This window comes from Uliginosibacterium sp. H1 (genome assembly GCF_036017065.1).
In the GTDB taxonomy this organism is placed as follows: Bacteria; Pseudomonadota; Gammaproteobacteria; order Burkholderiales; family Rhodocyclaceae; genus Uliginosibacterium.
Map to the genome: position 1 here is coordinate 331,434 of NZ_JAYXHR010000003.1, position 12,388 is coordinate 343,821.

General features: G+C 68.3%; 7 protein-coding genes and 1 pseudogene. 1 reads left to right on the plus strand and 7 read right to left on the minus strand.

Annotation, left to right across the window (positions count from 1 at the left end; translation table 11 throughout):
* Positions 1 to 199: 199 nt before the first annotated feature.
* The 5 genes from VVD47_RS18195 to VVD47_RS18215 all read right to left on the minus strand — a co-directional run bounded on the left by VVD47_RS18195 (position 200) and on the right by VVD47_RS18215 (position 7,465).
* Complete coding sequence (locus VVD47_RS18195; protein WP_327604933.1) at positions 200 to 1,261, minus strand: VWA domain-containing protein; 1,062 nt, start codon at positions 1,259 to 1,261, stop codon at positions 200 to 202.
* Positions 1,258 to 2,220, minus strand: coding sequence for a DUF58 domain-containing protein (locus VVD47_RS18200; protein ID WP_327604934.1), 963 nt, complete (start codon positions 2,218 to 2,220; stop codon positions 1,258 to 1,260). The genes VVD47_RS18195 and VVD47_RS18200 overlap by 4 nt, the downstream gene beginning before the upstream one ends.
* A complete protein-coding gene (locus VVD47_RS18205) occupies positions 2,204 to 3,214 on the minus strand; it encodes an AAA family ATPase (RefSeq protein ID WP_327604935.1) in 1,011 nt (336 codons plus the stop codon). Before VVD47_RS18205 ends, VVD47_RS18200 begins: the two co-directional genes overlap by 17 nt.
* Positions 3,215 to 3,297: 83 nt before the next feature.
* Positions 3,298 to 4,341, minus strand: coding sequence for a S1C family serine protease (locus VVD47_RS18210; RefSeq protein WP_327604936.1), 1,044 nt, complete (start codon positions 4,339 to 4,341; stop codon positions 3,298 to 3,300).
* Positions 4,342 to 4,801: 460 nt separating this feature from the next.
* Entirely contained in the window at positions 4,802 to 7,465 is a 2,664-nt protein-coding gene (locus VVD47_RS18215) for a chemotaxis protein CheW (RefSeq protein WP_327604937.1), read from the minus strand.
* A 432-nt stretch (positions 7,466 to 7,897) separates the two neighbouring features.
* Between VVD47_RS18215 and VVD47_RS18220 the strand changes: the two are divergent.
* Positions 7,898 to 9,943: pseudogene (locus VVD47_RS18220) on the plus strand (DEAD/DEAH box helicase); the annotation flags it as partial.
* A gap of 748 nt (positions 9,944 to 10,691) precedes the next feature.
* On the opposite strand, the gene VVD47_RS18225 reads toward VVD47_RS18220, so the two are convergent.
* Entirely contained in the window at positions 10,692 to 12,188 is a 1,497-nt protein-coding gene (locus tag VVD47_RS18225; protein WP_327604938.1) for a methyl-accepting chemotaxis protein, read from the minus strand.
* A gap of 40 nt (positions 12,189 to 12,228) precedes the next feature.
* The gene (locus VVD47_RS18230) at positions 12,229 to 12,372 is read right to left on the minus strand and encodes a hypothetical protein (protein WP_327604939.1); all 144 of its coding nucleotides are present in this window, start codon (positions 12,370 to 12,372) and stop codon (positions 12,229 to 12,231) included.
* Between the last annotated feature and the right edge of the window lie 16 nt (positions 12,373 to 12,388).

Sequence of the window (12,388 nt, forward strand, 5' to 3'; positions counted from 1 at the left end):
GATGTGACTCTGGGCCGCCAGACTTAAGCGAATCTTAGAAACCATCACAGAGCTGTTCTGGCTTTGTTTGTTCTGGCGTTGTTGCATCTCCTTGCCGTACCACGTGCACTGTCTGCGTCGATGCGCCTGGCCAGAACAGTTCCGTGAAGGCTTCTTGAAGTGAGGGGCAAGAACGCACACCCACGGAAGGGCTGCTCCGTCACATCACCCGCCCGTACCACCACAGCGAAAGCGCCGCAGCCAGCGTTGCCAGCAGGGCGGCGGCGGCGGCGAACAGGGCGCTGACCTCGGTGTTGCGCTTCTCCAGGGTCAGGCGCGAGTTCAGCGTCTGGTACACCTTCTTCAGGTCCACCGCGCTGCCGGCGTAGAAGTACTCGCCGCGGGTCATCTCGGCGATGCCCTTGAGGCTTTCCTCGTCCAGGCGCACGCGCATCGACCAGCCTTCGAAGCCGATGGTGTCGCCGTCCTTGGTGCCGATGCCCACGGTGAACACGCGCACGCCACGGTCTGCGGCCATCTTGGCGGCTTCCAGCGGGTCGGGCCCGGTGGTGCGTGCGCCGTCGGACAGCAGGATGACGGCGGCCGAGGAGTAGGAACCCGGCGGCACCGGCTTGAACTCCTCCTTCGCTTCGCCGTTCTGGCCACCGATCGGGCGGTTCTCGTTGTCCCTTTCGCGGCGCGGGTCGTCGCGGCCGTAGATCAGGCTGCTGATGTCGATGCCGGCGCGCGGGAACAGTGTGGCCAGCGACACCACGATGCCGCTGCCGGTGGCCGTGCCGCGTTGCAGCTGGAAGCGGTCGATCGCGGAGATCAGGTCCTCGCGGTTGGTGGTCGGTGCCTGCACGACGGACGCCGTGGCAGCGAAGGCGACGATACCCACCTTGGTGTAGGTGGGCAGGTCTTCCAGGAAGGCCTTGGCAGCGGCCTGCGCGGCTTCCAGCCGGTTGGGCTCGACGTCGGCCGCGCGCATGCTGCCGGACACGTCCATCGCGAGGATGATCGTCTCCTGCTGCATGGGCAGCGTGATGGTCGCCACCGGGCGGGCGACGGCGACCAGCATGGCGGTCAGCGCGCCCAGGAACAGCAACGGGGGCACGTGGCGCCGCCAGCGCTGGCCGCGGCCCAGCGCCTCGCGCACCAGGCCGAGCTGGGCGAAGGGCAGCACGCTCTTCTTCTTGCGGCGCATCAGCAGCACGTAGAACAGGATCAGCAGTGGCAACAGCAGCAACAGCCACAGCATGTGGGGCCAGTTGAAGGTCATGTGCGCGCCTCCAGGTGAGCAGTCACGTCGCTTTTGGGTTTCGAGACAGCGCCACCGGACAGCCGGCTGCGGCTGCGGCGCAGGTCGGCGAAGCGGCTGATCGCTTCGGCCAGGTCGTCGTCGGTCGCCAGTTCCAGCGTGTCCACGCCGGCGGCGGCGAGGCCTTCGCGCAGGGCATCCTCGCGTTCGGCGGCGAGCTTCGCGTAGCGGCGGCGGAAGCCCTTGTCGTGCGTGTCGACGAAGAGCTGTTCGCCGGTCTCCGGGTCCTGCATCCACATCAGGCCGATGTCGGGCAGCTCCATCTCCAGCGGGTCGTAGAGCCGCACGGCAATCACCTCATGCCGTTGCGTCAGCCGTCCCAGTGCGGCTTCCCAGCCGGGCTGGGTGATGAAGTCGGAGATGACGAACACCAGCCCGCGGCGCGGCATGCTGCGGTTGGCTTCGTTGATCAGCGTCGCCAGGTCGGTGGCGCCGGCCTGCGGTGGTGGCCGGTTCATCAGCAGGTGCATCAGGTGCAGCACATGCTGGCGGCTGCTTTTCGGCGGCAGCACGGTGTCCACCCGGTTGCCGTACAGCAGGGCACCGACGCGGTTGCCGTGGCGGGTGAGCAGGCGCGACAGCACGGTGACGAAGGCGGTGGCGACCGACAGCTTCTGCACCTGGGAGCCGAAGGTCTGCGAGGCGGACAGGTCGAGCAGGAACCAGGCGGTGAGGTCGCGATCCTCGTTGTACTCGCGCACGTAGGGCGTCTGCAGCCGCGCGGTGACGTTCCAGTCGATGTGGCGCACGTCGTCCTGGTACTGATACTCGCGCAGGTCGGCGAGGTCCAGCCCCGGGCCACGGAACAGGGTGCGGTAGTCGCCGTGCAGCAGCCCGTCCAGACGGCGGATCACCGTCCATTCGAGCTGGTGCAGCAGCTGCGCTGCGTCCCCTGGGACCACGTCAGGAGGTGGTGGCATCGGGCTGGCGCTCCAGGGGTTTGTCGGGCAGCGGCACGTGCTGCATGAACTTCTGGATCAGCGCGTCCGGCGTGATGCCTTCGGCCAGCGCCTGGTAGGACAGCACGATGCGATGGCGGAACACGTCCGGCACCAGCTCGCGTACATCGGCCGGCAGCGCGTAGTTGCGACCGCGGATGAAGGCCAGCGCACGCGCGGCCTCGATGAGGTGGATCGGCGCGCGCGGGCTGGCACCGAAGGTCAGGTAGGGCGCAAGGTCCTTCAGGCCGTGCTTCGCCGGGTCGCGCGTCACGGCGGCGAGCTTCACCGCGTACTGCATCAGCGCCGGTTCCACGAAGCCCTTGCGGCATTCGCGCTGGAGTTCGGCCAGCTCGTCCGTGCTGCACACCTCCGACACGCCGGGCAGGGTGCTGGTCACGCGCTCGACGATGACGAACTCTTCTTCCTCGCTCGGGTAGCCGACGATCACCTTCATCATGAAACGGTCGACCTGCGCTTCCGGCAACGGGTAGGTGCCTTCGGTCTCGATCGGGTTCTGCGTCGCCATCACGAGGAAAGGCGCGGGCAGTTTGTGCGTCTCGCCGGCGATGGTCACCTGGCGTTCCTGCATCACTTCCAGTAATGCGCTCTGCACCTTGGCCGGCGCGCGGTTGATTTCGTCGGCCAGCACGAGGTTGGCGAACACCGGGCCCAGCGTGGTGGCGAACTCGCTGGTCTTCTGGTTGTAGATGCGGTTGCCGACCAGGTCCGCCGGCACCAGGTCGGGCGTGAACTGGATGCGCTTGTGGCTGCCGCGCAGCGTGCTGGCCAGCGTCTTGACCGTCAGCGTCTTGGCCAGGCCGGGCACGCCTTCCACCAGCAGGTGGCCGCCGGCCAGCATGGCGACCAGCACGCGTTCCAGGAAGATGTCCTGCCCCACGATCACCTTCTTCACTTCATACAGAATGCGTTCCATCAGCGAGGCGACGTCGGCGGCTTGGTTTTCGCGTGTCATGAAATCTCCTTCAGTGAGTCCTTGAAGTGGCGGGACGGATCGGAAGACGGGCTACATGGGACCGGGATGCAGTATCGGCAGGATCAGAACGGCGGCACGCCGATGGCGCCCGCCGCGTTTTCGATGGGCACCGCGAAGCCGACGCCGGCGAACACACGGGCGCCGCTGGGATTCACGATGGCGGTGACGATGCCGACCACTTCGCCTTCCATGGTCACCAGCGGGCCGCCGGAGTTGCCGGGGTTGGCGGCAGCGTCGAACTGGATGAGGTTGGTCAGCAGCTTCTCGCCCTTGGGCGAGCGGAATTCCCGCTTGAGGCCGGACACCACGCCGCTGGACACCGAGGGGCCGAAGCCGAAGGGGAAGCCGACCGCGATGACCTCGTCGCCCGGCGCGAGGTCGCCCGTGGAGCGCAAGGTCGCCGGCTGCAGGTCGTCCGGCAGCTTGGTGGCGCGCAGCACGGCGAGGTCATGCTCCGGTTCCATCGCTACCACGTACGCACCGGCCTCGGTGCCGTCGGCGAAGGTCAGGGTGATGCGCCGGGAGCCGGCCACCACGTGCAGGTTGGTCAGGATGTCGCCGCGTTCGGTGATCACCACGCCGGTGCCGATGGCGGTGTTCTCCTCGGTTTCGGACTCCGCCTGGCCTTTCGGGCGCGCCTTGTTGCCGTCCTTCTTCGGATCGGTCAGCGGCGGCTTGGCGGCCTTGGACTTCACTTCCTCGCCGTCCGGCATGCCGTGGCCGAGCACCCGCACGATGGAGGGGCCGATGGCCATGGCGGCCTTGGTGGCCTGGGATGGCAGGGGTTTCTTCTCCAGGCTGGTGCGCACTGCCTGGTCGATGTCGCGCTGGGTGATCTCGCGCGGTGCACCACTGATGTAGTGGCGGTCGATCTGCAGGCCGGCCAGCACGGCCGCCATGCCGCCGACGAACAGCAGCAGGCCGCGATGGCGGCCAGCGGCATTGCGAAGGCGGGCGAAGCGCCTGGGGCGGGGGGGAGGGGATTGCGCCGCGGCGGCTGCGGCGGACGATGGTGGCGGGGCAGCAGCCTGTGTGGCTGCGACGGTCTGCGTGGACGCAGCCGACTGGGTCCGACCGGACTTGCTGTACAGCGCCACCCGTTTCATAGGCACCTCCCTGTCAACCAGCTTAGTCGTTGCCTGCGCAATCGAGTTTCGCGGTGGACGAAAAAAGCCCTGCTGCCACACTGCCGTGGCCCATTGCCGTGATGCAAGAACCGGCCCATCGGCGGCACGCTTGCCTGCAGCCTACTGCAGACCGGACCGTCTGGCGATGGCGGAAACCGCTGCCCCGACATATGCGTGAGGCGATAAGCAGCGCCGGTCGGACTGCCCGGCAGGGCGGCTGCGGACCGCCGTATCTCCGTCCTTGTCGCTATCCCGTCGCCATCCCGTCCCCATGCAGTCTGCCCGTCAGTACGCGCGGCATGCGCGAGCTTTGCGCAGCTTTGCAATGGAGGCAGCCGCAGCGCGCCGCTGCCCCGGGGCTGCCGCCGTCACCCTGTTGATTTCTGCGCAGCCTGCACAGCTTCGGTGCGCGGGCAGGGTGGCCCGGCGGCTTCAGTGCTTAGCGGCGTACCGCCTGGGGCGCGGCCGGGGTGACCAGTTGCAGCTTGCTGCGGTCCGGTTCGGCGCTGCCCATGCGCTGGGCGATGCGGGCTGCGCACAGGATGGGCAACAGTTGCTCGGCCTCGTCGGTCGGCACGATGGCCTCGCTGATGACACTGGCACCGGCAATCATGCCGGGCACCGGCTTCATGCGCGCGACGGGCAGTTCGGGGATGGGGCCGAGTTCGTCGGCCAGCACCCCCAGCCAGTTGCCGGGGCCGTTGTTCAGCAGGATGACCTGCGGCTGCGCGCCGTCGGCCTCGCTGGCCTCGGCGGCCTGGGCGATGTGGCGGATGTCGAACACCGGCACCGGCGTGCCTTCGTGCATCAGGTAGCCACCGAAATCGGGCCCCGCACCCGGCGCCGTCGACAGCTTGCGCGCCGGCAGGGCCTCGACGATCTCCTCCGGCTTCAGCGCGAACCACTTGTCGCCGACCCGGAAGGTGGCCAGCTCGATGCACGCGCCTTCGTCGCTCTGGCGGCGGCCATGCAGCTGCGGCCGGTTGACGGCAGGCGCGGTGCGGGCGGCTGCCTGCGCGTCGCCCACCGGCACCATGACGAGCGCGGTCACTTCGTTGCGGTAGGCGTCGCCTTCGCCCTTGTACTCGCGGTAGCCGGCCGAGCGGCGGGTGCCGACGGCATGCAGGCGGCCCTGCCATTCGACGATGCCGCCGGCGGTCGTTCCGTCGGCAAGCCGCAACAGGTCGGCCGGCAGGCGGGCGCCGACCTGCAGGCGGTCATCGGTGGTGGACAGCACGCGGCCCTGCGCGTCGATGAAGGCGGCCAGGCAGTCCTGGCGCGTCGCACCGGACTCGTCGCGGGGCAGGGCGTCGCGCAGCATCGCGGCGAACTGCGGGCTGCCATCGAAGACGATGCCCACGCCGCCCACCACCCGGCTGCCGTCGGGCGAGCGGATGGCCGCGCCATAGATATAGGTCGGCGCACCGCCGTACAGCGGCGAGGCGCCGAAGTCCGATACCGCGTAGCCCTGCGAATCTTCCAGCGCCAGCACCCGGTGCACCCATTCCTCGCGCAGGGTTTCGTCGGGCGCCTCTTCGCGGTGGCTGTGCGAGCTGGCGACGACGCGGCCTTGCGTGTCGAACACGACGAGATCGCTGTACACGGTGTACAGCCCGTTGACGTAGCGGAGCACCTCGCCGATGCGATGGCGCTTGTCCGCATCCGGGCTGCCTGCCGCCAGCAACTCGCGGAAGGCACTGGTCAGCGCCCACCAGCGGCAGTCGTTGGCGCGCTCGTAGAGGTTGCGATCCATGATGTCGATGGCCAGTGCCGCCAGGAAGGCGCTGTCATGCAGCACCGCCGACACCACGGTCTCGTGCAGGTCGTTGATCGATTCCGCGAACAGCGCCTTGGTGCGCTCGCCGCTGTTGCCCACCTCCTGCAGCAGTACCTTGGCGAAGGAACTGTTCACCGCGGCGCTCCCGTTCTGCTGCTGGCGGCTCATGCGTACATGGCCATTCCAGATGGAGCGGTTGAGCGCGCGCTGGATCTCGTCGGCCTGCAGCGGGATCTGGCGCAGGCGCTCGCCGAACATTGCCGGGCTGCGCATCACCGCCTGCAGCACCTGCGGGTCGATGTGCCGCAATGCCTCGCCGCGCCGGCGCTCGAAGGCATGTTGCAGCGGCAGCATCACGTGTCCATGCCAGCCGGGGCCGCCGTAGCCCTGGTAGGGGGTGGCGGTGGCGCTGGCGGCCAGGTATTCGTGCGGGCCGAAGCGCTGCACGCGGAAGCCTTCGCCCAGCACCGGCGCCAGCTGCACGCCGGTGGGGATGTGGTGATGGTCGGAGCTGGCGATGACGCGGCCGTCGGCATCGGTCAGCAGGATGACCGACCAGTCCTGGTCGTGGTCCTGTTCGCGCAGGTTGGCGAAGATGCGTTGCGTCTCGTCGTCGAAGCGGAAGCACAGGCACAGCACGCCCAGCGGCTCCGTCTCGCCGGGCTGCTCGACGCGGTAGGCATACACCAGCGACTGCCCGTGCGCCGGCAGCAGGTCGATGTGGCGGAAGGCTTCGACGTATGCAGCGCGCGTGCCGAGTGCCTCGGCCACCAGCGCATCCCGGCTGGACTCCACGCTCACGCTGTCGTCCAGGCGCAGCAGGACGCGGCCGGCGGTGTCCAGCAGCACGATGTCGTGATAGACCGAGTACTTGGCGACGTACTCGCCGAAACGCGCGCGCAGCAGGTCCATGTCGTCCTGCAGCTCGCGCCGCGCGGCGTAGTGGCTGCGCAGTTCGCGCTCCCGCAACAGGAAGGCGCGGATGTCTTCGTCGGTGGCCAGGAAGCCGATGTCGGCGGTGCGCTCGAAGAGATTGCGCACCATGATGTCGACCGCCACCTGCGCCTTGGCGCGCATCGCCAGCACCGTCTTGTCCAGCACCTCGTGGCCCAGGTGCTCCAGCAACTGGCCGGTGAGTTGCTGGAAGGCCTGGCGCGTCTGGCCGGTGTCGATGCCGGTGCCGGACAGCTGGCCGAGCAGGGTGAGGTTGTCCCAGCCGGTCTGCAGGCCCTGGAAGGATTGGCCGTAGGCCTGCACGGCCTCCATGTGGCGGCTGATCCGGGCGAGGCCGGCCTTGGCTTGCTGGGTGTCCTGGTGACTTGCCATGGGCAGCTCCCTTTTTTGCGCACGGTGGGCGATTCGTCCGACTGCTATCGGCAGTGCGGTGGCGGGCTTGATGGCGGATGCCCCGATGTCATGGGTGCTTGCCGACAATGTCACGGAAAGGCCGGCCGGACGGCGCTTCTGCGGGACAGGACGACCCGCCGTCGGGGCGTTCGCGTTCCTGTACGTGGAACAGCGACAGCGGCCGGTGGCGGGAGGGCAGACCACCTGCCGGATCGGCCGGCGCGGGAGGATGCGCTGCGCATCGCTGGCCGCTAGCCGTGGCCTCGGGGATAATCGCGACTTCCCTTAGCGAAACGGCGCAGCAGGCTGCGCCCGACCGGACTGCCCGGTCGCGTCTCCGGTCGATTGCCCCGTCCGCCCCCGTGACGGCCCGGCCCCGGATCCTGTTTCATCTTCCAGGTAGCACACGCCATGTCCGATACCCCCGCCAGCTTTGCCGAGCTTGCCCTGTCCACGCCGCTGCTGCAGGCGCTGGCCGAGGTTGGCTACGAGACGCCGTCGCCCATCCAGGCGGCCTGCATTCCCCACTTGCTGGCCGGCCACGACATCCTGGGCGAGGCGCAGACCGGCACCGGCAAGACGGCGGCCTTCGCCCTGCCACTGCTCAACCGCCTGGAGCCCGGCGTGCGCACGCCGCAGGTGCTGGTGCTGACGCCGACCCGCGAACTGGCCATCCAGGTCGCCGAGGCCTTCCAGCGCTACGCGCGCTACGTGCAGGATTTCCACGTCATTCCCGTGTACGGCGGGCAGAGCATGGTGGTGCAGTTGCGTGCGCTGTCGCGCGGCGCGCAGGTCATCGTCGGTACCCCGGGCCGCATCATGGACCACATCGAGCGTGGCAGCCTGAAGCTGGACGACCTGCGCGCGCTGGTGCTGGACGAGGCGGACGAGATGCTGCGCATGGGCTTCATCGACGACGTGGAATGGATCCTCCAGCACACACCCGCGACGCGGCAGACCGCGCTGTTCTCCGCCACCATGCCCTCGCCGATCCGCCGCGTGGCGCACCAGTACCTGCGCGAGCCGAAGGAAGTGAAGATCGCCGCGGCCACCACCACCGTGTCCACCATCAGCCAGCGCTACTGGCCGGTGCGCGGGGTGAACAAGCTGGACGCACTGACCCGCATCCTCGAAGTGGAAGAGGATTTCGACGCGGCGATCGTCTTCGTGCGCACCAAGACCGCGACGGTGGAACTCGCCGACAAGCTGGAGGCCCGCGGCTACGCGGCTGCGGCGTTGAACGGCGACATGACCCAGGGCCTGCGCGAGCGCGTCATCGAGCAGTTGAAGAGCGGCGCGCTGGACATCGTGGTGGCCACCGACGTGGCCGCGCGCGGTATCGACGTGCCGCGCGTGTCGCATGTCATCAACTACGACATTCCCTACGACACCGAAGCCTACGTGCACCGCATCGGCCGCACTGGCCGCGCGGGTCGCCAGGGCAGCGCGATCCTCTTCGTCGCCCCGCGCGAAACCGGCATGCTGCGCGCCATCGAGCGTGCGACCCGCCAGCCGATCACCCAGATTGCATTGCCGACGCGCGAGGCGGTGGCCGACCGTCGCGTGGCGCAGTTCAAGCAGCAGGTGGTGGAGGCACTGGCGGAAGAAGACCGCGACCTGTCCTTCTTCGAGGACGTGGTGAGCCAGCTCGCGGTAGAGCAGGAGCTGGACACCCACGAGATCGCCGCTGCGCTCGCCTACCTGCTGCAGCGGGAACGCCCGCTGCAGATCGACGAGACCGGCTCGGGCTGGGACGTGGCGACGGCACCGGTGCAGCAACGGGACGGTGGCCGCGATGGTGGCCGGGACAGCACGCGTGATGCACCGCGCGAACGCCGGACTTTTGAACGCTCGCATGAGAGCGAGCGCAGCGAGTACCAGCGCCCGCCGCGCGAGGAACGCCCGCAGGCGCACGCGCCTTTCGAGCGGCCCGACAACGACAGGACGCGTCGCGAGAACCGCGACGAGATCCTGGCCAAGCGGCGCGATTTCGCCTCCGGCAACATGCAGCGCTACCGCATCGAGGTCGGCCGCAACCAGGGCGTGACACCGAAGGAAATCGTCGGTGCGATTGCCAATGAAGGTGGCATCGAAGGCCGTCAGATCGGACAGATCAACCTGTTCGACGACTACAGCACTGTCGAGCTGCCGGAACTGCCGGATGACCTTCTCAACTTCCTGAAGCGCACCCGCGTGCGCCAGCTGCCGATCAACATCCGCGTCGCGGAGGCCGGCGAGGGTGGCCGTCCTGCACCGCGCGACTTCCGTGCGGAGCGTGGCGAACCGCGCTTCGAGAAGAAGCCTTTCGAAAAGAAGCCCTTTGAGAAAGGCTCCTTCGAGAGAAAGCCCTACGACAAGAAGCCGTACGAGAAGAAGCCGTACGAGAAGAAGTCCTATGCGGGCAAGGACGATGGGGCGGAGCCGCGTGGCAGCTGGAGGGAAGACGGCGCACGGCCGACCGCGACCAAGCCATGGGACAAGAAACCCTGGGAGAAGAAGGCTTGGGACAAGAGCGCGGCACCGGCGTCACGCAAGCCGGACGCAGGAGGCTTCCACCGCGATACGCGCGAAGACAATCGCGAAGCACGCCCACCCAAGCCGTGGGAAAAGGACGCCCGTGACCAGACAGGAGCCCGTGACCAGACAGGAGCCCGTGACCAGAAGCGTGACCCCGCGCCGCGCCCTGCCAGCAACTGGGACAAGCGCGCCAAGGCGGACCCTTCCAATCCCGGCAAACCGGCTTACCTGCCCCGCACCGAAGCCGGCGATGCACCGCCCAAGCGCAGCTTCAAGGCGGCCGGTGGCAGTGGGGAACAGGACTTCTCACGTGGCAATGCGCCAGCGAAGCCGCCGTATCGTGACGAGCAGGGTACGAAGCCACCCTTCAAGTCCGGGCCGAAGCAGGATGGCCGCAAGTTCGGCGGCAAATCCGACGGCAAGCCTTTTGGTGGTCCGCCGAAGACGGGCCGTCGCGGCGGTTGATTGGCTGATGCGTGCTGCGGTCGTCGCTGGCGACGACCGCAGGCAGCTCGCCATAGCCCGCTCACAGTAGCGTGGCGGATCGCGTCGGGCTATATGGCTCGCGCTACGCTACGCGCGGTGAAGGCAATAGCGGGCCATCTCGTCGAGCTGCGCAACAAGGTAGCGGGGGCCGTGCAGCCCAACCCTCCGGGCTTGGCGACCGGCGCGCTACTGTGAATGGCCCCTAGAGCTGGAAGCGGCCCAGCGACTCCTTCAGCTCGCGGGCGATCTGGTCCACGCCCTCGGCCTCCTGCGCGATCTCGCGCGTCGTCGCCGAAGTCTCATCGGCCATGCGGGCGATCTGCTCGACGTGGCGGGCAATCTCCTCGGCCGCGGTGGACTGCTCGTGCAGCGCCTGGGAGATGTCTTCCACCACGCCGCCCACCCTGTTCGCCTGGGTGGTGATGGCGTCGATGGATTCGCCGGCGCTACCGGCATGCGCCACGCCTTGCTCGACGCGCGACACGGCGTCGCTGATGGTGCTCAGCACCGATTCCTTGGCGCTGCGCATGTCGGCCATCATCACGCCGATCTCGCTGGTGGCGCTGGTGGTGCGCTCGGCCAGCTTGCGCACCTCGTCGGCCACCACCGCGAAGCCGCGGCCGGTTTCGCCGGCGCGCGCGGCCTCGATGGCGGCGTTGAGCGCCAGCAGGTTGGTCTGGTCGGCGATCTCCTTGATGATGTTCACGATCTGCGCGGCGCGCTCCGACTTCTCGCCGAGTTCTTCCACGCGATGCGAGGCCTGGCTGATGGTGTCCGCGATGCCGGCCATTTCCTGGACCGCGGCACGGACGACCTCGCTGCCGGTCATGGCGGAGCGGTGCGAGCCCTCGGCCAGTTCGTGCGCGTTCTGCGCGCTGTCGCTGATGTGCGCGATGGAGGTGGTCATCTCCTGCACGGCGCTGGCCATGGAGGCGGTGGAACTGCTTTGTTCCGAGGCGCCGTGGGCGATGCCGTCCGCCGTGCGGTTGAGGCGTGCAACCAGTTGCGCGAGGCTGTCCGCGCCCTGGCGCACGGCAGCGATCGAATCGCCGAGTTGCGTCTGCATCCGGCTCACCGCCGCGATGACCGGGCTGGCCGCGACGCGCTCCGCTGCGAAGGGGTAGTCCAGCCGGCCTTCGGCCACCCGTTCCGCGAAGCGCGACACCTCGGCGCCATCCAGCACCATCTGCCGCAGCATGGCGGCCATGAAGCACAGCAGCGCGGTTTCCAGCACCACGTACAGCGCGTGGACCAGCACGATGTTGAGGCTGCCCGTCTGCGGAAACACATACACGCCGGCACCGCCGGCCTGCAGGAAATGGAAGCCGAGGTGATGCACGGCGATCACCGCGGCGGCGGCGAGCAACGGGCGCCAGTCGCAGTACAGCAGCAGGAAAGCCAGCAACACGAAGATGCCGAAGTGCGCCTCCAGCATGCCATGCGACTGGTGGATGAGGAGCGCCGAGAAGATCATGAAGGCGCAGGCCACGGCGATGCGCGACACCAGTTGTCCCGGCAGGCTGCGCGACAGCGCGAATGGCAGCAGCGCGGCGGGCAAGCCCACCAGCAGCGCGGGCAGCCACTCGCCGGTATAGGCCGCGACGCCCAGGCAGACCAGCAGGTGGGCGATCAGCACGTTGGCAAGCAAGCGATCGGCGCGGGCGCGGAAGGATTGCAGGGCATCGTTCTGGGCGGACATGGCGGTTACCTCGCTGAAGGTTGGATGCGACGGGGCGGCTTCAACCGCCGATGCAAAGGATGCCGGCGCGCAGGGCGTCGAACTCGAAATAGAGCAGGGCGCCCAGCGACGCGAGCAGCCACAGGCCGAGCGCGATCCACGCGCTTGCCTGCTTGTGCGGAGAATGGCTGGGGGCGACGATCATGACGGCATCAATGCCG

Bases quoted from the DNA above. Each gene is read 5' to 3' on its own strand.
- VVD47_RS18195 (WP_327604933.1), bottom strand. From the start codon at position 1,261: ATGACCTTCAACTGGCCCCACATGCTGTGGCTGTTGCTGCTGTTGCCA.
- VVD47_RS18200 (WP_327604934.1), bottom strand. From the start codon at position 2,220: ATGCCACCACCTCCTGACGTGGTCCCAGGGGACGCAGCGCAGCTGCTG.
- VVD47_RS18205 (WP_327604935.1), bottom strand. From the start codon at position 3,214: ATGACACGCGAAAACCAAGCCGCCGACGTCGCCTCGCTGATGGAACGC.
- VVD47_RS18210 (WP_327604936.1), bottom strand. From the start codon at position 4,341: ATGAAACGGGTGGCGCTGTACAGCAAGTCCGGTCGGACCCAGTCGGCT.
- VVD47_RS18215 (WP_327604937.1), bottom strand. From the start codon at position 7,465: ATGGCAAGTCACCAGGACACCCAGCAAGCCAAGGCCGGCCTCGCCCGG.
- VVD47_RS18225 (WP_327604938.1), bottom strand. From the start codon at position 12,188: ATGTCCGCCCAGAACGATGCCCTGCAATCCTTCCGCGCCCGCGCCGAT.
- VVD47_RS18230 (WP_327604939.1), bottom strand. From the start codon at position 12,372: ATGATCGTCGCCCCCAGCCATTCTCCGCACAAGCAGGCAAGCGCGTGG.